At 65.4% G+C, this 20442-nt stretch carries 17 protein-coding genes; 7 read left to right on the top strand and 10 right to left on the bottom strand.

Annotation, left to right across the window (positions count from 1 at the left end; translation table 11 throughout):
• The 4 genes from Q0105_RS06160 to queF form a co-directional block, all read left to right on the top strand.
• Nucleotides 1–2630, top strand: a 2630-nt coding sequence (locus tag Q0105_RS06160; protein WP_298209837.1) for a ribonuclease E/G, incomplete at its 5' end; no start/stop codon positions are given.
• Nucleotides 2631–2989: 359 nt separating this feature from the next.
• On the top strand, nucleotides 2990–3775 hold the full coding sequence (yaaA, locus tag Q0105_RS06155) for a peroxide stress protein YaaA (protein WP_298209835.1): 786 nt from the start codon (nucleotides 2990–2992) through the stop codon (nucleotides 3773–3775).
• A 40-nt stretch (nucleotides 3776–3815) separates the two neighbouring features.
• The gene (locus tag Q0105_RS06150; RefSeq protein ID WP_298209833.1) at nucleotides 3816–4727 is read left to right on the top strand and encodes a 2OG-Fe(II) oxygenase; all 912 of its coding nucleotides are present in this window, start codon (nucleotides 3816–3818) and stop codon (nucleotides 4725–4727) included.
• 86 nt (nucleotides 4728–4813) lie between these two features.
• The gene (gene queF / locus Q0105_RS06145; RefSeq protein ID WP_298209831.1) at nucleotides 4814–5662 is read left to right on the top strand and encodes an NADPH-dependent 7-cyano-7-deazaguanine reductase QueF; all 849 of its coding nucleotides are present in this window, start codon (nucleotides 4814–4816) and stop codon (nucleotides 5660–5662) included.
• A gap of 3 nt (nucleotides 5663–5665) precedes the next feature.
• On the opposite strand, the gene Q0105_RS06140 is transcribed toward queF, so the two are convergent.
• The 6 genes from Q0105_RS06140 to Q0105_RS06115 all read right to left on the bottom strand — a co-directional run bounded on the left by Q0105_RS06140 (nucleotide 5666) and on the right by Q0105_RS06115 (nucleotide 14114).
• Nucleotides 5666–5929, bottom strand: coding sequence for a hypothetical protein (locus tag Q0105_RS06140; RefSeq protein WP_298209829.1), 264 nt, complete (start codon nucleotides 5927–5929; stop codon nucleotides 5666–5668).
• A gap of 273 nt (nucleotides 5930–6202) precedes the next feature.
• Nucleotides 6203–7765, bottom strand: a complete 1563-nt coding sequence (locus Q0105_RS06135) for a PAS domain-containing methyl-accepting chemotaxis protein (protein ID WP_298209827.1) — start codon at nucleotides 7763–7765, stop codon at nucleotides 6203–6205.
• Between the two features lie 267 nt (nucleotides 7766–8032).
• The gene (locus Q0105_RS06130) at nucleotides 8033–9229 is read right to left on the bottom strand and encodes a DNA polymerase IV (protein ID WP_298209843.1); all 1197 of its coding nucleotides are present in this window, start codon (nucleotides 9227–9229) and stop codon (nucleotides 8033–8035) included.
• A 139-nt stretch (nucleotides 9230–9368) separates the two neighbouring features.
• Nucleotides 9369–11066 (bottom strand): thiamine pyrophosphate-binding protein, encoded by a 1698-nt coding sequence (locus Q0105_RS06125; protein ID WP_298209825.1) that lies wholly within the window; start codon nucleotides 11064–11066, stop codon nucleotides 9369–9371.
• Nucleotides 11067–11252: 186 nt separating this feature from the next.
• On the bottom strand, nucleotides 11253–12443 hold the full coding sequence (locus Q0105_RS06120) for an FAD-binding oxidoreductase (RefSeq protein ID WP_298209823.1): 1191 nt from the start codon (nucleotides 12441–12443) through the stop codon (nucleotides 11253–11255).
• Between the two features lie 135 nt (nucleotides 12444–12578).
• Nucleotides 12579–14114, bottom strand: coding sequence for an aldehyde dehydrogenase family protein (locus Q0105_RS06115; RefSeq protein WP_298209821.1), 1536 nt, complete (start codon nucleotides 14112–14114; stop codon nucleotides 12579–12581).
• Nucleotides 14115–14357: 243 nt separating this feature from the next.
• On the opposite strand from Q0105_RS06115, the gene Q0105_RS06110 reads away from it, so the two are divergent.
• The gene (locus Q0105_RS06110) at nucleotides 14358–15293 is read left to right on the top strand and encodes a LysR family transcriptional regulator (RefSeq protein ID WP_298209819.1); all 936 of its coding nucleotides are present in this window, start codon (nucleotides 14358–14360) and stop codon (nucleotides 15291–15293) included.
• Here the strand turns inward: Q0105_RS06110 and Q0105_RS06105 are convergent.
• Nucleotides 15275–16000, bottom strand: a complete 726-nt coding sequence (locus tag Q0105_RS06105; RefSeq protein WP_298209817.1) for an AraC family transcriptional regulator — start codon at nucleotides 15998–16000, stop codon at nucleotides 15275–15277. The two genes, Q0105_RS06110 and Q0105_RS06105, sit on opposite strands and share 19 nt — an antisense overlap.
• Before the next feature lie 242 nt (nucleotides 16001–16242).
• Between Q0105_RS06105 and Q0105_RS06100 the strand changes: the two genes are divergently transcribed.
• Entirely contained in the window at nucleotides 16243–16926 is a 684-nt protein-coding gene (locus Q0105_RS06100; RefSeq protein WP_298209815.1) for a DUF4336 domain-containing protein, read from the top strand.
• Nucleotides 16927–17118: 192 nt separating this feature from the next.
• Nucleotides 17119–18084, top strand: coding sequence for a c-type cytochrome (locus tag Q0105_RS06095; RefSeq protein WP_298209813.1), 966 nt, complete (start codon nucleotides 17119–17121; stop codon nucleotides 18082–18084).
• Between the two features lie 34 nt (nucleotides 18085–18118).
• Here Q0105_RS06095 and Q0105_RS06090 read toward each other — a convergent pair whose 3' ends face one another.
• From Q0105_RS06090 to Q0105_RS06080, 3 genes are all read right to left on the bottom strand, one after another.
• Nucleotides 18119–18838, bottom strand: a complete 720-nt coding sequence (locus Q0105_RS06090) for a plastocyanin (RefSeq protein ID WP_298209811.1) — start codon at nucleotides 18836–18838, stop codon at nucleotides 18119–18121.
• Nucleotides 18839–18924: 86 nt separating this feature from the next.
• A complete protein-coding gene (locus tag Q0105_RS06085) occupies nucleotides 18925–19293 on the bottom strand; it encodes a group 1 truncated hemoglobin (protein ID WP_298209841.1) in 369 nt (122 codons plus the stop codon).
• Between the two features lie 127 nt (nucleotides 19294–19420).
• Nucleotides 19421–20359 (bottom strand): DUF3034 family protein, encoded by a 939-nt coding sequence (locus Q0105_RS06080; RefSeq protein WP_298209809.1) that lies wholly within the window; start codon nucleotides 20357–20359, stop codon nucleotides 19421–19423.
• Nucleotides 20360–20442 lie beyond the last annotated feature (83 nt).

The raw sequence follows: 20442 nt of genomic DNA, 5'->3' as shown, positions 1-20442 counted from the left end.
CCGCTGGCATTGGCCGCACCGCGCCCGAGCTGCAGTGGGACCTGAACTACCTGCTGAAATTGTGGAACGCCATCGACGGCGCCGCCAAGGGCGGCAAGGGCGCCTTCCTGATTTATCAGGAGTCGAGCCTGGTCATCCGCGCCATTCGCGACTACTTCAACAACGACATCGGTGACATCCTCATCGATACCGACGACATCTACGAACAGGCGCAGCAGTTCATGGCGCACGTCATGCCTGAGCATGCCGCCCGCGTGAAGCGCTACCGCGACGACGCCGCCCTGTTCAGCCGCTTCCAGATCGAGCACCAGATCGAATCGGCCTACGCCCGCACCGTGCAACTGCCCTCGGGCGGCGCCATCGTGATCGACCACACCGAAGCGCTGGTCAGCGTGGACGTGAACTCGGCCCGCGCCATCAAGGGCGGCGACATCGAGGAAACCGCCACCCGCACCAACCTGGAAGCCGCCGACGAAGTGGCCCGCCAGATGCGCCTGCGCGACCTGGGCGGCCTGATCGTGATCGACTTCATCGACATGGAGGAGAGCAAGAACCGCCGCGAAGTCGAAAACCGCCTGCGCGACGCGCTGCGCCAGGACCGCGCCCGCGTGCAGTTCGGCACCATCAGCAAGTTCGGCCTCATGGAAATGAGCCGCCAGCGCCTGAAGCCCGCCCTCTCCGAAGGCTCGTCCATCCCCTGCCCCCGCTGCGGCGGCTCGGGCCACATCCGCGACACCGAATCCTCGGCGCTGCAGATCCTGCGCATCATTCAAGAAGAGTCGATGAAGGACAACACAGCCGCCGTGCACTGCCAGGTGCCGGTGGAAGTGGCCTCGTTCCTGCTCAACGAAAAGCGCACCGAGATCGCCAAGATCGAGCTCAAGCAGCGCGTGGCCGTGTTGATGGTTCCCAACAAGACGCTGGAAACCCCCAACTACCGCCTGGAGCGCCTGAAGCACGACGACCCACGCCTGGACCACATCGAAGCCAGCTACAAACTTGCTGAAGAAGTGGAAGACCCCACGGCCGTGACGCGCCGCTCGCAAGAGCCCACCAACAACCAAACGCCCGTGATCAAGGGTGTGCTGCCTGATGCACCCGCCCCCGTGGCCGAGCCCCGTCCCGAAGGCGCGGCCCGCCCCGCCCGTGGCGGCCAGCGGACCCAGGCTGGCGCGGCAGCGCCCGTCCCCGTGGCCGCACCGGTCCCCACACCCGCAGCAGCGCCCCAGGAGCAAGGTTTCTTCGCCTGGCTCAAGAGCCTGTTCGGCTTTGGCGATGCCCCAGCGGCAGCCTCCGCCCCGGTGGCGGCACCCGCCCCCGCCGCCGCGCCTGAAACCACCGGCCGCAGCGAACCCCGCCGCGATGGCCGCAACAACGGCGAAGGCCGTGGCCGCCGCAGTGGTGGTGGTGCTGGCCGCGATGGCAACCGCGAAGGAGGCCGTGATGGTGGCAACCGCGAAGGCACCGGCGAAGGCCGTGGCCGCCGTGGCGAGCGTTCGGCCGAAGGCCGTGCACCGCGCGACGCCGATCGCCGCCCCGAAGGCGAAGGCCGCGAGCCCCGCGAAGGCGGCCGCAATGGACGTGAAGGTGGACGCGACGGTGGCCGTGGCCGCCGTGACGCTGAGCCGCGCAACCAGAACGCCAGCCTGAACGGTGACAACAACAACACCGCCAACACCGCGCAGGTGGAAGGCCCGAACGTTGGCACCGGCGCAGAAGGCACATCCGGCCAGCCCCAGCAGCCCCGTGGCGAACGTGGCCCCCGCCGCGAACGTGGTGACCGCGGTGATCGCGGCAACCGTGGTGAGCGTGGCGAGCGCACACCGCGCACGGCAGAAGCACAGGAAGCCGCAGCACCCACTGCCGTTCCAGGCGACTTTGTGGACACCGCGCCCCTGGCCTCGCTGCCCGATCTGGACCTGACCGGCAACGAAGCCCCCGCCAACGGCAACGGTGCCGCAGCCGAAGAGCAGCGCCGCGAGCGCCGCTCCCGCGACCGCTACGGCCGTGACCGCCGCGAGCGCGGCGAGCGTGGCCCACGCGACGGCAATGGCAACAGCGCCGAAGCCGCCGCACCGGCCATGCTGCTCGACCAGGACCTCACCCAAGCCGCGCCAGCCGCAGCGCAGGACGAAGAAGCACCGCGCCGCAGCTACTTCAGCGCAGCCGCTGCAGCACCTGCCGAACCCGCCGCAGCACCCGTGGCAGTGGAAGCCGCCGCACCGGTGCCCGCACCTGTTGTCGCAGCCCCAGTGGCCACGGCAGCCCCTGTAGCCGCCCCCGTGGCAGCAGTGGTCCCCGCCCCCGCCGTCGCCGCGCCGGTTGCAGCCGCCCCAGCCCCTGCTGTGGCAGCCCCGGCGCCCACCGGCCTGCCACGCGTACAGGCGTTCACGCTGCCCATCGACGAGCTGCAGCAAGTGGCTGTCTCGTCAGGCCTGCAGTGGGTGAACTCCGACGCGGACAAAATTGCAGCCGTGCAGGCCGCGATTGCCGCCGAGCCCAAGCCCATCCGCGTGCCGCGCGAGCGCCCTCCGGTCGTGGTGGTGGACGAAGGCCCGCTGGTGCTGGTGGAAACCCGCCGCGACCTCTCGGCCATGACCTTGCCGTTTGAGCAGGAGTCCGCGCGCTAACGCGTCGCTGCCCAGCCCATCCACAGGCCCCGCTGGGGCCTGTGGTCATTTAAGAACCTGTTCAATGTCTTTTTGGAGATCGCATTGAAGTGCAATCGGAATGAGTGGATGCTGCGGATGCGCCGCATGGGCTTGTGCCCATGCAAGCAGCCGGGGCGTCCAATCACCCGATTTCACTCCAACCCTTCGGGCAAGTGCCTTGCCGGGCGGTCTGCGGCGTTACGGTGCTTGCCAATAGCCAAGCTATTGGCTGCACACCGCGCCTTGCATCCCATCCCGGCAAGGCACTTGTGCGACTCCAAAAAGACATTGAACAGGTTCTAAGAACGTGCTTACGATCTTTTTGGGGTCCCAAAAACATGCTGTTCCTGCTGTCTCCCGCCAAATCGCTCGACTACGAAACGCCCCTGCCCGAGGGCCTGCCGCACACCACGCCGCAGTTCGTGCCGCAATCCACGGCCCTTATCGAAGTGCTGCGCACACAGTCGCCACAGCAGATCGCCTCGCTGATGGAGCTGAGCGACAAGCTCGCGGCCCTGAACGTGGCGCGCTACGCGGCCTGGCGCCCGCGCTTCACGGCCGCCAACTCGCGCCAGGCGCTGCTGGCCTTCAACGGCGACGTGTACGAGGGGCTGAATGCCCACACCCTCGCCGCGGACGACCTCGGCTGGGCACAGAGCCATGTGGCCATCCTGAGCGGCCTGTATGGCGTGCTGCGGCCGCTGGACCGCATGCAGCCCTATCGCCTGGAGATGGGCACGCGCCTGGCCACCGGTGCGGGCAGCAACCTGTACCAGTTCTGGGGCAGCCAGATCGCCGAGCACCTCAACACCCGGCTGCGGGCCGACACCACGCCCGTGGTGGTCAACCTCGCGTCGCAGGAATACTTCAAGGCCGTGGACCGCAAGGCGCTCAAGGCGCGCATCATCGAATGCGTGTTCGAGGACTGGAAAGGCGGCGGCTACAAAATCATCAGCTTTTATGCCAAGCGCGCACGGGGCATGATGGCGCGCTATGCCATCACCCACCGCATCGCCACGCCGCACCAGCTCGAAGGGTTTGATCTGGACGGCTATGCCTTCGTCCCGGCATCATCCGAGCCGGAGCGCCTGGTGTTCCGGCGCAAGATGGCACCCAATGCCTAGTTCCGTTTGAAAGAAACCCAGCAACCGTTGAAGGACCGCCATGACATCGCGTTCTGACCAGCACCCGGACAGCACCACAGCAACCACCCAGCACGCCAGCGCCGCACGGCAGGCCATCACGCCCGAGCTGCGCCGCTGGATCATCGAGCAGGCCCAGGCCGGCCACACAGCGCCCGTGGTGCTGCAGTCCATGCGCGACGCGGGCTGGGACGAAGACGTGGCCGCCGATGCGCTCGAAGTCACGCTGCAGGACCACCTGAACGAGCTGGCCGTGCAGCAGGGCCTGCCCGCCGCCCTGCCCGTGCCCGAACCGCAGCTGGACGACTCCCCCGCCCAGGTGGATTGCGGCGACCGCGTGGTCAGCGTGCTGCTGGCCATGGCCCAGCCGCGCATCGTGGTGTTCGGCAACCTGCTCTCGCCCGAGGAATGCGACGCCCTGATCGCTGCCGCCGAGCCGCGCCTGGCGCGCTCGCTCACCGTGGCCACCCAAACGGGCGGCGAAGAGATCAACGCCGACCGCACCAGCGACGGCATGTTCTTCCAGCGGGGCGAAAGCCCGCTGATTCAGCGCATCGAAGAGCGCGTCGCGCGCCTGCTGAACTGGCCCATCGAGAACGGCGAAGGCCTGCAGGTGCTGCACTACCGCCCCGGCGCCGAGTACAAGCCGCACTATGACTACTTCGACCCTGCCGAACCTGGCACCGCCACCATCGTCAAGCGCGGCGGGCAGCGCGTAGGCACGCTGGTGATGTACCTCAACACGCCCGAAAAAGGCGGCGGCACCACCTTCCCCGACGTGCATGTCGAGGTCAGCCCACAGCGCGGCAACGCCGTGTTCTTCAGCTACGAGCGTCCCCACACCTCCACCCGCACCCTGCACGACGGAGCCCCGGTGGTCGCCGGCGAGAAGTGGATCGCCACCAAGTGGATGCGCGAGCGGGAATTCAAATAAAAACAGGCTCTAGCGCTTATTCAACAAGCGCCAATAGCTATAAAAATAATAGCAAATTACTTTCGCACCGCACGAACAGCATGAACATGAACAACACGCCAGAACAATCCCAACTCGGCAAGGCATCGGCCTATGTCGATCAGTACGACGCGTCGCTGCTGTTCCCCATCCCCCGCGCGGGCAAACGGGCCGAGATCGGCATCACGGGCGCGGCGCCCTTCTTTGGGGCCGACCTGTGGACGGCGTTCGAGCTGTCGTGGCTCAACCTGCGCGGCAAGCCGCAGGTGGCGCTGGCGCACATCACCGTGCCCTGCGAAACGCCGAACATCGTCGAGAGCAAGTCGTTCAAGCTCTACCTCAACAGCTTCAACAACACGCGTTTTGCCGACATGGCCGAGGTGCAGGCCCGCATCCGTGCCGACATCAGCGAGGCCGCGTGGCGCGGCGCCGAACACCCGGCCACCGTGGGCGTGAAGCTCATCGCACCCGAGCTGTTCGACCAGGAGCCCGTGCACGAACTCGATGGCCTGAGCCTGGACCGCCTGGACGTGGAATGCACGCAGTACCAACCCGCGCCCGAGCTGCTGACGGCGGAATTTGGCGAAGCCCCCGTGACCGAAACCCTCACCAGCAACCTGCTCAAAAGCAATTGCCTGGTGACCGGCCAGCCCGACTGGGGCAGCGTGCAGATCAGCTACAGCGGCCCGCAGATCAACCAGGAAGGCCTGCTGCAGTACCTGGTGAGCTTTCGCAACCACAACGAGTTCCATGAGCAGTGCGTGGAACGCATCTTCATGGACATCTGGGCGCGCTGCAAACCCATCAAGCTCACGGTGTATGCACGCTACACGCGCCGGGGCGGCCTCGATATCAACCCGCTGCGCACCAGCCACCCACAGGGCCTGCCGCGCAATGTGCGCACGGCCCGGCAATAAACCTCAATCCACATTGATCCAGTCGCAGCGCAAGGTGTGGCGCAGGTGCGCACGCGTGCGCCAGGTCACGTACAGGCTGGGCACAAAAATGCCGAGCAGGCACACCGGTGCGGTCCACGGCTCGCCAAAGGCGCAGATGGGAAACCAGCCCACCCAGCCCATGAGCCAGAGCGTCAGTATTGCGTCCCACAGGTGGTATTCCACCGGGTGTTCAACCCTGTGCGCGACATGCCATTGCTTGATGCGTTGCAGCTCGTGAAGCGTCATGGAAATCTCCCGGAAGACGGGAAATTCAATGTAAGCTTAACGTAAGAATTCGTCAACAAGCCAATACGCGGGGCGGGGCTGCAGGTGTGGTTCTTTCAAGAAAAATGCCTGGCTGGCGACTTGCCTCAGGCTTCACATCCGTTCGGGGCAAGCCCTGGCTTCGACTGGCTCAGCCCGAACGGATGGTGGGGTGCCTGAGGTACGTAGCCAGTCATGAAAATGCGGCCTACCGCTTATTCATCAATCAGCAATAGCTATTATTTTTATAGCACATCAATTCAGCATCCGAAACACCTGCACCGCACGGATCAAGGTCTTGGTGCGGTCGCTCAGCAGCTCCACCGCCTCGGCCGTCCGGTCCACCATGTTGGCGTTTTGCTGCGTCACGTTGTCAAGCCGGTTCACCGCCTCGTTGACCTGGGCGATGCCGATCGACTGCTCGCCCGTGGCGTTGGTGATCTGGCCCATCAGGCTCGTCACCTCGCGCACCGAACGTTCCACCTGGGCGATGGTTTCCAGCGCCTGGGCTGCGTAGTCGGCGCCCGAATCCACCTGCTCGGTCGAGCGCTTGATCAGCTCGCGGATCTCGTGCGCGGCCGTGGCGCTGCGCTGGGCCAGCGCGCGCACCTCGGATGCCACCACGGCAAAACCGCGCCCCTGCTCACCAGCGCGCGCGGCCTCCACGGCGGCGTTGAGGGCGAGGATATTGGTCTGGAAGGCAATGCCCTCGATGATCCCGATGATGTCGGCCATGCGCCGCGACGAGCCCGAGATGGCCTGCATCGCCTCGTTGGCATGCTCCACCGCAGTGCGACCCCGCTGCGCAATGTCGCTGCTGCCCTTGCTCTGCACCGCGATGTCGCGTGCGGCATCGGCCGTCTGGCGCACGGTGCTGGCCAGTTGCTCCATCGAAGCGGCGGTTTCCTCCAGGCTGCTGGCCTGGTCCTCCGTGCGGCTGGCCAGGTCGTTCGCGCCCGCCGAGATGTCGCTGCTGGCACGGCTGAAGGCACTCACCTCGGCGCGCACATCCCCGATCACCGCACGCAGGTTGACCTGCACCTGCCAAATGTTACGCACCAGTGCACCCAGCACATGCGGGTGGCGCTTGGGCATCTCTGCCTTGAGGTTGCAGGCCGCCAGCGCCCCGGCAAACGACTCCAGATCGTTCAGCACACTCGCCACATTGGCATGGAACCATGCCAAGAGCCCAGCGCCCCCCAACAGCCACAGGCCCGCCTGGACCCAAGGCCCCCAGGCGCCGCCCCAGCCCAACAACGCGGGCACAAACCCCAGCGCCATGACCAGGCACAGCCCCAGGCCGAACCGCTGGGTCAGCGTAAGCCGGTGGATCCGGCCGGGCAGATCACGCAAACCGATGGCGCGCACATGGCCCGCATGCAGCCGGAAGGTATGGCGGCCCGAGCGCCGCTCCTGCGCCACCTTGGCATACAACGCCTCGGCGGCCTCGATCTGCTCGCGCCGGGGCTTGAAGCGCACCGACATGTAGCCCACGGGCTTGCCGCCATCAAGGATGGGGGTGACGTTGGCCTCCACCCAGTAATGGTCGCCATTGGCGCGCCGGTTCTTAACGATGCCCGACCAGGGCCGCCCGCGGCCGATGGTGGCCCACAGGTCCTTGAACGCCTCGGGCGGCATATCGGGATGGCGGATCAGGTTGTGCGGCTGCCCCATCAGCTCGTCGTAGGTGTAGCCGCTGACCTGGGCGAACGCCGTATTGCAATGGGTGATACGCCCTTGCGCATCGGTGGTGGAAACGAGCAGTTGGTCGTCCGGAAAAACGTACTCTCGCTGAGTGACGGGGAGGTTCGATCGCATGGGGTCCTCAACAGATAGAAGGTAGCCCCCTGGTAGCGCCGAGGGCTGCTACCGTGAAAATTACCAGAACCCCGCCAGGGCGATGGGGCGACAACAAGCGCACTTGATCGGCATCAAGAAACCGGCAGTCAAGCCCTAGCGAAAACCATATGTTTCAGAATGTATTGACGATCCAGGGAATCTCTGAACGAATCGCCGCGCCGTGTGCATCTGCGGCCTCGGGCGGTCTGCCGCGCACACTTACCGCTCGATTCGTGCAGAGGTTCCCTAGAAAAGCTGCCCATTGACCGCCTGCTTGCGCGCACTGGCACGTGCGCCTGCGCGCGCTGGCATTGCTGGCACTTCCTCCTGCCGCACCAGGGCGCTGGCGCGCACGCCCAGCAGGCGCAGCCGCTTGTCCAGCGGCACGCGCTTAAGGCATTGCCCGGCCAGTTGGCGGATGGTGGCGCCATCGGCCGTGTAGGTGCTGGCAGACTGGTCGCGCGTGGCGATCTTGAAGTCGTCGTAGCGCAGCTTGATACCAACGGTGCGCGCCACATAGCCCTTGCGCTGCAAGTCTTCGGCCAGGCGCATGCACAGGTCGGTGAAGATAGCGCCCAATTCCGCCTTGTCGCGCACTGCGTGCAGGTCGCGGTCAAACGTGGTCTCGCGGCTTATGCTCACGGGCTCGCTCTCGGTCACCACCGGGCTGTCGTCACGGCCCCAGGCCACGCGATGCATCCACGCGCCGGTGGATTTGCCAAAGTGGCCGATGAGCCACTGCGCATCCTGCGCCGCCAGCTGGCCGATGGTCTCTATGCCCAGCCCCGCCAGCTTCTCGCCTGCCTTGGGGCCGATGCCGTTGACCTTGCGCACATGCAGCGGCCAGATTTTTGCCTGCAGGTCCGCCTCATGGATGATGGAAATACCGTTGGGTTTGTTGAACTCGCTCGCCATCTTGGCCAGCAGCCGGTTGGGTGCCACGCCGATGGAACAGGTCAGCCCCGTCACATCGAAGATGCTTTTCTGAATCAGCCGCGCCAGCACCCGGCCCCCTTCACGCTGGCCGCCAGGCACGTCGGTGAAGTCGATATACACCTCGTCCACGCCCCGGTCTTGCATGACGGGCGCAATGTCGGTGATGGTGCTTTTGAACAGACGCGAGAAGCGGCGCACCTCGTCAAAATCCACCGGCAGCACGATGGCCTGGGGGCACAGTTTGGCCGCCTTCATCATGCCCATGGCCGAGCCCACGCCAAACTGGCGCGCGGGGTAGGTGGCGGTGGTGATCACGCCCCGTCCTACGTAGTCCTTGAGCAGCGGGAAAGCCTCCACCGGTATGAAACGCCGCTCGCGCTCGCCCAGGCCGTCCGGGCTCTGGAGCAGCAACTCATCCACCTTGCGGCGCCCGCCGCCAATCACCACAGGCAAGCCCTTGAGCTGCGGGTAGCGCAGCAGCTCCACGGATGCAAAAAAAGCGTCCATGTCGAGGTGGGCAATGCGGCGCAGGCGGCCCTCGGGCTGAGCCGGGGCGTTCAGATCGTCTGCAGGGGTATCAGGGGCTAAATCGGTCACGCCCGATATTGTGCGCGGCGGGGCGATTCGTGCAGAGGCTCCCTGGTCGTCACTGCTTCGCCAACGCCGCGTTGCGGATCCCCTGCAGCGTTCCCGTGGGCGTGATCGCCTCGGGGTCGATCAGGCAGTGCAACACGCTGGGCAGGCCGCTGGCACGTGCGCGCGCCAGGGCGGGGGCAAAGTCTTCGGTCCGCTCCACACGCTCGCCGTGGCCGCCAAAAGCCTGAGCGTAGGCCTTGAAATCGGGGTTCTTCAGTTGCGTGCCGCTGATGCGGCCGGGGTATTCGCGCTCCTGGTGCATGCGGATGGTGCCGTACATGGCGTTGTCCAGCAGCACCACGATGATGGGCAGGCCGTACTGCACGGCGGTGGCGAACTCTTGCCCGTGCATCAAAAAGTCGCCGTCGCCTGCAAACACCACCACCTCGCGCTGCGGCCACAGCCGCTTGCCACCTACACCGGCAGGCAGGCCATAGCCCATCGAGCCGCTGGTGGGCGCCAACTGGCTGGCGTAGGTGGTAAAGGGCCAGAAGCGATGTACCCAGGTGGCGAAGTTGCCTGCTCCGTTGCAAAAGATGGTGTCGGCCGGCAGCACGGCCTTGAGGTGCTGCATCACCTCGCCCATCTGCAGCGTGCCGGGGATGCGAATGGGCGCCGGGTCGCTCCAGGCCAGATATTCGGCATGGGCGGCTTCGGTGTGGGCTTTCCAGGGCACGGCGACCGTGGGGCGCACCGCATTCAGCGCTGCGGTGAATGCCTGCGGCGTGGCGTGGATGGCCTGCGTGGGGCGATAGAGCTTGCCCAATTCATCCGCATCGGCATGCACATGCACCAAGGGCTGCGCGGGCGTGGGGATGCCAAACAGCTCATAGCCTTGCGACGGCACTTCGGACAATCGCCCGCCCACCACCAGCACCAGGTCTGACGCCTTGATGCGCGCCAGCAGCTTGGGGTTGACGCCCAGGCCCAGGTCGCCGCCGTAGCAGGCGTGTGTGGCCGGGAACAACATCTGCCGACGGAACGAGCAGTACACGGGGATGGACCAGGCTTCTGCAAACGCCGTGAACTCACGCACTGCCTGCTCAGACCAGCGGCTGCCACCCAGTATTGCCACAGGGCTCTTGGCGGCTTGCAGGCGCTCGCTCAGTTCCGCCATCTGCGCGGCGCCGGGATGTGTTTCGGTGATCTGGTAGGACAGCGCGTCGGCCACCGTGGCAGCTTCGGTCAGCATGTCTTCCGGCAGCGCCACCACCACAGGGCCAGGGCGGCCCGAGGTGGCCACATGGAAGGCGCGCGAGATCAGCTCAGGCACACGCGCCGGGTCATCAATCTGCACCACCCACTTGGCCATGGTGCCGAACACGGCGCTGTAGTCCAGCTCCTGAAACGCCTCACGCCCCATCGCCCCGCGCGCCACCTGGCCCACAAAAAGGATCATGGGCGTGGAATCCTGGTGCGCGATGTGCACGCCCGCAGACGCATTGGTGGCGCCCGGCCCGCGCGTCACAAAACAGACGCCCGGTTGGCCGGTGAGCTTGCCCTGCGCCTCGGCCATCATGGCCGCGCCGCCCTCCTGGCGGCACACGGTGACGGCAATGTCGGCATCGTGCAGAGCATCCAGCACGGCCAGATAACTTTCGCCAGGCACACAAAACAGTTGCTTCACACCATGGGTGATGAGCTGCTGGACCAGGATCTGGCCGCCGGTGCGGCTAACGGCGTTGCGGGGGGTGGAAGGCGTTGTCATGTCAGTTATGCGGAACAAGAGAAGTCACAAAGAGAAATACCAGCTACATCAGGCCTCGGTCTCATTATTCACAGCCCTCCGCCCTCCATCCGACGGGGCTGGATGGCAATCCAACCGCTCGGGCAGCGCTTGCTTGCTCGCGCCAGGGCTTGCAAACGCAAAGGCGACTCGGTTCTGGGCGTGCATTCAGATCACGTTCTTTTCAAGCAGCGGCTGGTTGCGCGCAATGCGCTCGATGGACAGGGGCGACAAATCCAGGCTCTGGTAGCGCCCCGTCAGCATCCACTCCGCCAGGCCACGCCCCACAGCCGGGCACTGCTGCAGGCCATGGCCCGAAAAGCCGTTGGCAAACACCAGGTTGTCGGAGGCCCCATGCAGGCCGACGATGGCGTTGTGGTCAAAAGTATTCATCTCGTAGTAGCCCGCCCAGGCGCCTTGCATGCGCAACGCTTCAAAGCCCGGAATGCGCTCGGCCAAGGTGGGCCAGACGTGGTTCTCAAAGGCGTCGTATTCAGGCTCTAGCGGTGCAAAGTCGGCGTCGTTGTCCGCTGCGGGTGCAAAGCCGCAGATAAAGCCCTTGCCCTCGGGGCGCAGCCAGATGCCGCTGGTGTCAATGAGCAGTGGGCAGCCCGGCAGCGCCGCAGGGCTGGCGAGGTGAAACACCGTGCGGCGCTTGCCCGTCACGGGCAGGTCAATGCCCGCCCAGCTTGCGATGGCAGCAGCCCACGGGCCGCCTGCGTTCACGGCATAGCGGCAGGGCAGCATGTCGCCGCTTTTCAAGCGCACCGCATTCACATGCAATACACCATCACTGCGGACCACATCCAGGCCGACCGCTTCATCGGCCACATAGCGCACACCCTGGCTCTGCGCCTTCTTGCGCAGTGCCGTCAGCAGCAGATAGCCATCAAACCAGCCCTCGCCCGACAGGCCCAGCGAGCCCAGCACCACGTCCTGCAGCGCGAGCCACGGAAAACGCTCGGCCAATTGCTGCGGGCTGAGCAGTGCCACATCGGCGCCGTACTGCCGCTGCAGCGCATGGTTCTCGCGCAGCGTGGCCTCGCCCGCCTGGGTGGCCAGATACAGGTAGCCGCCCTCGTGCAGGCCAATGTCGGGCACATCGCCGTGGCAGGCCAGCAGCGCGCCCAAATTGCGCAGAAAGCCGATGCCATAGGCTGAGATCTGGATATTGATGTCGGTAGAAAACTGCTGGCGGATCGAGCTGGCCGACAGCGCCGACGAGGCGCGCGCGTAAGTCGGGTCGCGCTCGACCACCACCACCGCGCAGCCCGGCTGCTGCAAAGTGAGGAAATACGCAATGGCGCTGCCAATGACGCCGCCGCCGACGATGACGATAGGCGAGGGCTCAGAGGTCATTCAAAGATCTCGCGGTGCACCGGCCCTTCGACCGGCTCAGTGCGAACGGGTTTGGAGCACACGCCTCGCCTTGCCCCACCCGTTCGGGCTGAGCCTGTCGAAGCCAGGGCGTACCGCATGCTGTCCCCAGCCAGGTCACACATCAAACGTCACGCCCTGCGCCAACGGCAGTGCAGTGGAGTAGTTGATGGTGTTGGTGGCGCGGCGCATGTAGGCCTTCCAGCTGTCAGACCCCGCCTCGCGCCCGCCACCGGTTTCCTTCTCGCCACCAAACGCGCCGCCAATCTCGGCGCCGCTGGGGCCAATGTTGACGTTGGCAATGCCGCAGTCCGAACCAGCGGCCGACATGAACAACTCGGCCTCGCGCACATTGAGCGTGAAGATCGACGACGACAGGCCCGCGCCCACGGCGTTGTTCATGGCGATGGCTTCGTCGATGGTGCTGTAGCGCACCACGTACAGGATGGGCGCAAAGGTTTCGTGCAGCGCGGGGCCTTCGTGTTGTTGCAGCTCCACCAGCGCGGGGCGCACGTAATACGCATCCGCACCACCCACGCCATCCACACGGCCACCGCCATGCACCGTGGCGCCCAGCGCGCGGCTTTGCTCCAGCGCTTTTTGCATGCCGTCAAACGCCGGGCGGTCGATCAGCGGCCCCACCAGCGTGCCAGCGGTGCGCGGGTCACCCACCTGCACGTTGGCATACACCTTGGCCAGCTGGGGCACCAGCTGGCCGTAAATGCTGTCGTGCACAAACAGGCGGCGCAGCGTGGTGCAGCGCTGGCCCGCAGTGCCCATGGCGGCAAACGCGATGCCGCGCAGTGCCAGGTCCAAATCAGCCGTGGGGGCCACGATGGCAGCGTTATTGCCACCCAGCTCCAGAATGCCGCGCGCAAAACGCGCCGCCAGGCGCGGGCCCACAGCACGGCCCATGGCGGTGGAGCCCGTGGCCGACAACACGGGCACGCGGGCGTCGTCCACCAGCACCTCGCCAATGTCGCGCTGGCCGATGATCAGCTCCAGCAGACCCTCGGGCGCGTCGCTGCCAAAGCGGGTGATGGCGCGCTGCGCGATGGCATGCGTGGCCAGCGCCGTGAGCGGGGTTTTCTCCGACGGTTTCCACACCACCGAATCACCACACACCAGCGCCAGCGCCGCGTTCCACGACCACACGGCCACCGGGAAGTTGAAGGCAGAGATCACACCGCATACGCCCAGCGGGTGCCAGGTTTCCATCATGCGGTGGCCGGGGCGCTCGGTGGCAATCGTCAGGCCATACAGCTGGCGCGACAGGCCCACGGCAAAGTCGCAGATGTCGATCATCTCCTGCACCTCGCCCAGCCCTTCGGACGGAATCTTGCCCGCCTCGATGGTCACCAACAGGCCCAGGTCGGCCTTGGCCGCACGCAACTCTTCACCCAGCAAGCGCACCAGCTCGCCCCGGCGCGGTGCGGGCACATTGCGCCACGCCAAAAAGGCCGCATGCGCACGGCCAATGGCGGCGGTGGCATCGGCCGGGCTGTGCTGCGGCACCTGGGCCAGCACCTCGCCCGTGATGGGCGAGCGCGCCGCCAGCGCGCCGCCGGTGTACGCCACGCGGGGCACACCCAGGCGTTGCAACAGTTGATCGACTTCGGGCACAAGGGGAATGGCGGCAAAGGTGGCAGACATGGCAGCTCGCAAGGGTGGATGGAGGCAGAGAAAAGCAAACAGCGTGGGAGAACACACGCAATGAATGCGCCAATATCCGCCAATCGGGCCGCGCTGGATAGCGAAAAAATGGAACCACTTGATCACAAATCAGAATGAAGTGCCTGAAAATACCAGGACTACCACCCAGACCAAAAGCGCGGCAGGGGCCTAAAAGACTCAATTTTTGGCATCAACCATCATTCCACCAATGCATAACCTGGCATGACCCTGCTGCGCCGCACCTTCCTGCCCTCCACCACCGACCTGCTGGCCTTTGAAGCCGCCGCCCGCCACCAGAGCGTGTCGCGCGCGGCCGAGGAGCTGCACCTCACGCAAAGCGCGGTGTCGCGCCAGATCCGGCAGCTTGAGGAACAACTGGGCACCGCCCTCTTCCACCGCGTGCGCCAGCGTGTGGTGCTGACGGACGCGGGCCGCATCTACGCCACCGACGTGTTGGCCGTGCTGCAGCAGCTGTCGGCCAGCACCCAAAAGGCCATGGCATTTGCCAGCACCGACGGCCTGCTCAACCTGGCCGTGCTGCCCACGCTGGGCACCCGTTGGCTCATTCCACGCCTGGGTGGCTTCATGGCGCTGCACCCCGAGGCCATGGTCAACTTCTCGGCCCGCACCGAGCCCTTTGACTTTGCAGGCACGCCATTCGACGCCGCCATCCACTTCGGCGCGCCGCACTGGGCAGGCGCCGTGTGCGAATACCTGATGCACGAAGAAACCGTGCCCGTGTGCAGCCCCACCTACCGTGACCGCCACAACATCCGCACCCCACAAGACCTGGCCCGCGTGGTGCTGCTGCAGCAAAGCACCCGCCCCACCCAATGGGCCGAATGGTTCGAGCTGGTAGGCGCCCCCACGGCGCTGGCCCTGCGCGGCCCCCAGTCCGAACACTTCGCCATGATCGCCCAGGCCGCCGTCTCCCACCTGGGCGCGGCACTGCTGCCGCGTTTTTTGATCGAGCAGGAACTGGCTGCCGGGAGTTTGGTGGAGCTGTCAGACCAGGTGCTGACGAGCACCGATGCGTATTACCTGGTGTACCCGGAGGTGCGGGCGCAGACGCCGTTGGTGAAGGCGTTCAGGGATTGGGTGGTGGGGGAGTGTGCGGGACAGACACCCGCCGTGCCCAGTCATTGCCAAATCCGATAGGGCCAGAAACCTTCATCGTGTTCTATGCGGTCCCAAAGCTCCTGGGGCGAGCAACCCGTGATGCGCCGCGAAACTCTGCACAAGTGCGACTGATCTGAATAGCCGGCGTCCAAGGCCAGTGCAGACCATGCAGGGCGCCGGGCATCTTCAGATGCCATCATCTCGAAGAACGCCCGTTCGGCACGTCCAAAGCCTTTCAGCTCACGCAGCGGCTGTCCTGCCCACCGCCGAATTCGGCGCTCCACCTGGCGCAGGCTTCGCCCCGTTTGCGACAAGGCGGCACGCAACGCAAGCCCCTCCGACCATTCTGCATACCGGTGCAAGCCTAGAGCCCGCTGGGGCTGCACAGCTTGCCATCTCGGAGCAAGGAAATCTTCGATAAGGTCAACGCGCCGGTCATCATCAGGTTCAACGGCCACCAGCGCGCACATCTCCAACCAATCTGGCGGCAGAACATCACCAATATCGACCAATCGATTCATCCAATCGTTCGGATCAACTCCCATGAGGTGATGAACAGCATCCGGCAGCAAGAGCAGCATCATTCCGTGCACAGGTCCTGGACTCCACGAAATCGAAGGCACTGTGAACGGTCCGCCAAAGGCAATGCGTGACGGGGCAGGTGATCGCGGGCTATCGAGCGCGGCGGGTGCTCCCAGTGCAAGCATTTCGACCTCTCCGCTGAACCACCAATTGATGGTGCACATGGGAGTCGCCGGGTAGTGACTGAATCGTTGCTCGGCCTGTAGTGTCACGGCCCTGGTATCCCGTGCCATCACGCCGCGCGTGCAGCCTGCCAGATGCACCCGTGGTGGCCACAAGCGGGCAACAGCATCAGACAGAGGGTGATAAGCAGTAGCCATCCGGAAAGTGTATGGGCAGTGATCTCGGTCACGGCATGTCGACATCATTCAATACACCGGTCACATGCCTGGGCACTATCGGCCGCATGCTCCACCCCCTCGACACCCACCTCTGGCACGCCACCCACGCCTTCAAGGCCAATGGCCTTCCCATCACCACACGCATGACGGTGGTGCGCCTGCCGGGCCAAAAACTCTTGATTCACTCACCCATTCCGATGCCGCCGGGCAGCGAGTTGCTGCAGCAAGTGCAGGCCCTCGGCACCGTGGCTTTCATCGTGGCACCAAACAGGATGCACCACTTGTTTCTGGCACCCTGTGTGACCGCGTTCCCCGGCGCCACGGTATATGGCCCTAAAGGGCTTGGGCGAGAGCGGCCAGACCTCGCAGCAACGCTGCGCGAGCTCCCTGCAACCGATGTGCCCGAATGGCTGCCTGAGCTGGAGCACTTTGCGTTTGAAGGTATTCCGGCGGGTAGTGAGTCGGTGTGGTTCCACCGGCCATCGGCCACACTCATCGTTACAGACCTGCTGCAATGGATGGAGGGCAATCTGCCCTGGTCCACGCGGACTTATGCCACGCTTACCGGGGTGCGCCATCGGCTGGCCGTGCCATGGACGGTGCGCGCACTGGTGCGCGACCGTGCAGCAGCGGCCCGCAGTGCCGAGCGCTTGTTGCGCTGGCCCTTTGCGCGCGTGGTGATGGCCCACAACACGGTTATCGACACTGACGCGCACATGCAAGTAGTCAGGGCGCTTGCGGTGTTTTGACGGACTGCCGGTACGCGGCCCCCAATCCCCGCCATCGAACCCACACCGGCCGGGCATTTGTGAAAAATGTCACCGCCCCCGCCACACCCCACCAAGGAAGGGTGCCACAACCCCTGCTTCGACTTCAGAATCCGCCGCCTGGAGTATCGGAATTCATTCGAAGAAGAAAAGAAAAAGGGAAAAGGCACCACCATGAAACGCTGGATCACTTGGACCGCTGGCAGCGCGCTGCTGCTGGGTGTGCTGGTTGCTGCCACAGCAGCCAGCGGCCTGTATCTGGCTGAAGAGAAACGCAACCGGTATATCGACATCAAGCCCCGCCCTGCGGCCTATACCACCGATGTGCTGACCATCGAGCGGGGGCGCTACCTTTATGCGTCGCGCGGCTGCACCGATTGCCATGGCGCTCAGGGCTTGGGCCGTGAGTTCGTGAACGATGGCCGGGGCACGCGGCTGGTGGGCCCCAACATCACGCCTGCCGGAGTGGTGGCCCGCTACCAACCCGAGGACTGGAACAGCGCGATACGCCATGGTGTGAAGCCCAATGGCCGCCCGGTGCTGGAGATGCCCAGTGACGACTACAGCCGCCTCACCAACGACGACCTCAATGCGCTGGTGTCGTACCTGCGCCAATTGCCCGCCAAGGAGGGCTTGCCTGCAGTCATCGATTTGCCGCGCACGGCCTGGGTGCTGTATGGGCTGGGGGCCAGCCCCGATGCTGCGGCGCGCATCGACCACCAGTTGGCGCCCCAGCGCCCCGTGCCTGCGGGTGTGACGCTGGCCAACGGCCGGTATGTGGCCAACATGTGCATCGGCTGCCATGGCGCTGACCTTGCAGGTGGCAAGGTGCCAGGCGGCCCGGCTGACGGGCCGCAGGCCTCGGACCTCCGCGCTGGCGCGGGCAGCACGATGGCGCGCTACCCCCATGTGACCAGTTTTGTGGCCATGCTGCGCACCGGCAAACGACCTGATGGCACGCCCATTCAGGCGATGCCGTTCGAGTCGCTGGGGCAACTGAGCGATGTGGACGCGCAGGCGCTCTACCTGTACCTGAACACCCCTGCCGACAGCGTGACAAAACATGGCATGAGGGGCAGCGCACCGGCCCCCGGCACCCAGAGCAGCAGCGCCAACGCCGCGCCCTCGGAGCCAGGGTGATCCATCGGCAATCGGCGGCGGCTTACACCACCCTTCAGTGGTTCGGATGGTGCATGTGGGCGTGGACCTGAGCGCCTTGCACACCTTGCACACCTTGCACACCTTGCACCGGCCCCTGGCTGTACGAGCCCATGGGCCCGCCGGGGGTGGAGTTGCCCGGTGCCGCAGGCGGTGCGCGGCGCACGCGGGGCACCACGCTGAGCTGCATGGTGTCGAGTACCGGGCCGGACACCACGTTCAGGCTCTTGCGCGGCAGATCCACCAGTTGCTCGGCATGCCACACGCGCACCTGGGCGGCGCCGTCGGGCACGGCGGCAAAGCGGGCGATGCCGTCGTTATCGGTCTTGAGCGTCCAGGCCGAGTCGGTCACGAACAGGTGGCCGCGCATGGAGCCATGCAGATGGCAGCCCAACAGCACCACGCCGGAGGTGTCGAGCTTCACGTCGGCAAAGTTGGCGGGCTTGCCTTCGGTTTTTCCGCCCAGCCGCAACTCGAAATTGGTGCTGCCTGTTCCTGGTGCAGCAGCCGCTGCCACGCCCATGGGGTTGCCGCGCACATGGTGGTCCCAGCGGTCCTGGTTGGTGAAGCGCACGGTGGTGCCGGGCATGACCACCGTGAGCGCGGGCACGAAGCGCATGCGCTCTTGCTCAATGGTGGGGCTGGCCTGCAACAGGCTGGGCGCCGCGCCCGCCGCTGTGCCGGGGTACATCACCACCACGGCGTCGGGCACGGGCTTGCCTTCGCGGTCCAGCACCTGGATTTGAACGTTTCCGGCTGTAGCGCTTGCAGATAAAGCGCAAGCAGCTATAAAAAAGGTAGCATTTTTCATTGTTAACCGCTTTATCGCTGGGTGATCACGTCACGGTGCATGGGTGCCAGCAGCGCCAACAGGCGGTTTTGCTGGGCAAAGGGTATGCCCTGGGCATCCATGGCGCTTTGCAGCACCTCGACCAGGGCATTGAAATGGCCCTTGTGGATGTCCATGTCGGCATGGACCGATTTCATGTCAGCGCCCTCATATTTGCAAGGGCCACCGCTTAACTGGCAGATTTGGTCGGTCAGGCTTTCCTTGAGGGCTGCGGGTTTCACGTCCTTGAAGTGGCCGCCAATGCGTGGGTCTTTGACCACACGGTCCACGAAGTCGTCCATCAGGCGGGCAATGCCGGGCTTCTCACCCAGGGCTGCGTACAGGCCGGCGGGTGCGGCCATCGTTGTGGCGGCGGGTGCGGGCTGCGCCAGCGCGGCGGGGCCCCACAGGCAGGCCAGTGCCAGGCCCAGGGCGGCGAAGAGTTTGTGCTGAATGGTCATGGGGTTCTCCGGTGCAGGGTCGGCTGGGTCAGAAGGCCACCTGGGCCGAGAGGTAGTAGCCCGTCTGGCGGCGGTTTTGTGTGATGCCGGGCACGATGCGCCCCAGGTCCACGTAGGCAAGCGTGAGCGACACATTCTTGGTGGGTGCCCAGGCGATGAAGATGTCCTTCCAGTCGTCCTCGCGCAGCGCAGCGCCCAGGCCCGCCGCCGCGCCCAATGCCTGCAGGTTGTTGGGCTTGAAGCGGTATTCAGCCCCCACCGCCAGGTTTTTGCTGAGGAGGTAGGCCACCGAAAACTCGGGCTGCAGGCTGCGGCTGTTTTTGCCCGGTGCGGCCGATCCAAAGCCCAGCAGGCCGTTTTGGTTGGCATTGGTGTAGCGCAGGGTGCCGTTGATCAGCAGGCTTTGCGCCAGCAGCAACTTGGTGGCGCTCACGTACACGTCGGTGCCGCTGGTTTTGGTGCCCAGAAAGTCGAGCACCGACCGGATGGAGCCCGCGTGCACCTGCTTGTGCTCCAGCCCCACGGCGATCTGCGGCATCCAGGTGTCGCTATCGAGCACCGCGTCTCCCGCCACTTTCAGCTTGATGCCCAGCACGTCCATCTTGATGTGCTGGCCCGGCGTCACGCCAAACGGCGCAATGCCATTGAGCGCAATGGCGGGCGAGGCGTCGAAGTCCTGCCGCGCCAGCGACAGCTCCAGCCGCTCGTGCAGGCCCAGCGCCACGCCATAGCCATTGAGGCTGTAGTCCTGCGTGGCTGCGCGGGTGGCGTAGCCGCTGACACCCACTTCACCCTCCGTGGCGTTGCTGCCGATCACGGCCCAGGGGGTGAGCCCGCCACCAGCCGACCCGGCGATGGTGCTGACGCCGCCGGTGAGCAGCAGCTTGCCGGTATCGGCCTGGGCCCAGCCGCTGACCAAGGTCAGCGCGGCCACGGCCAGCAGGATGAGTGGGGGCCTGTGTTTCATCGCGGTCTCCAGTGAAAGATCGGTTGTAAAAGGATGTTGCCTTCTACATACGCCCCCAGGAGCGGAGCGGATTCACAAATCCC

This window comes from Acidovorax sp. (assembly GCF_027492855.1).
Lineage (GTDB): Bacteria > Pseudomonadota > Gammaproteobacteria > Burkholderiales > Burkholderiaceae_C > Acidovorax.
The sequence above is the reverse complement of the archived record's forward strand: the minus strand, read 5'-3'. Positions and strand labels throughout refer to the sequence as shown.

What these genes read in the sequence shown, in the direction of transcription:
- Q0105_RS06080 (WP_298209809.1), bottom strand. Translation starts at nt 20,359, where the DNA reads ATGAAACACAGGCCCCCACTCATCCTGCTGGCCGTGGCCGCGCTGACC.
- Q0105_RS06135 (WP_298209827.1), bottom strand. Translation starts at nt 7,765, where the DNA reads ATGCGATCGAACCTCCCCGTCACTCAGCGAGAGTACGTTTTTCCGGAC.
- Q0105_RS06095 (WP_298209813.1), top strand. Translation starts at nt 17,119, where the DNA reads ATGAAACGCTGGATCACTTGGACCGCTGGCAGCGCGCTGCTGCTGGGT.
- Q0105_RS06115 (WP_298209821.1), bottom strand. Translation starts at nt 14,114, where the DNA reads ATGTCTGCCACCTTTGCCGCCATTCCCCTTGTGCCCGAAGTCGATCAA.
- Q0105_RS06105 (WP_298209817.1), bottom strand. Translation starts at nt 16,000, where the DNA reads ATGTGCACCATCAATTGGTGGTTCAGCGGAGAGGTCGAAATGCTTGCA.
- yaaA (WP_298209835.1), top strand. Translation starts at nt 2,990, where the DNA reads ATGCTGTTCCTGCTGTCTCCCGCCAAATCGCTCGACTACGAAACGCCC.
- Q0105_RS06100 (WP_298209815.1), top strand. Translation starts at nt 16,243, where the DNA reads ATGCTCCACCCCCTCGACACCCACCTCTGGCACGCCACCCACGCCTTC.
- Q0105_RS06125 (WP_298209825.1), bottom strand. Translation starts at nt 11,066, where the DNA reads ATGACAACGCCTTCCACCCCCCGCAACGCCGTTAGCCGCACCGGCGGC.
- Q0105_RS06120 (WP_298209823.1), bottom strand. Translation starts at nt 12,443, where the DNA reads ATGACCTCTGAGCCCTCGCCTATCGTCATCGTCGGCGGCGGCGTCATT.
- Q0105_RS06140 (WP_298209829.1), bottom strand. Translation starts at nt 5,929, where the DNA reads ATGACGCTTCACGAGCTGCAACGCATCAAGCAATGGCATGTCGCGCAC.
- Q0105_RS06085 (WP_298209841.1), bottom strand. Translation starts at nt 19,293, where the DNA reads ATGGCCGCACCCGCCGGCCTGTACGCAGCCCTGGGTGAGAAGCCCGGC.
- Q0105_RS06110 (WP_298209819.1), top strand. Translation starts at nt 14,358, where the DNA reads ATGACCCTGCTGCGCCGCACCTTCCTGCCCTCCACCACCGACCTGCTG.
- queF (WP_298209831.1), top strand. Translation starts at nt 4,814, where the DNA reads ATGAACAACACGCCAGAACAATCCCAACTCGGCAAGGCATCGGCCTAT.
- Q0105_RS06130 (WP_298209843.1), bottom strand. Translation starts at nt 9,229, where the DNA reads ATGGACGCTTTTTTTGCATCCGTGGAGCTGCTGCGCTACCCGCAGCTC.
- Q0105_RS06150 (WP_298209833.1), top strand. Translation starts at nt 3,816, where the DNA reads ATGACATCGCGTTCTGACCAGCACCCGGACAGCACCACAGCAACCACC.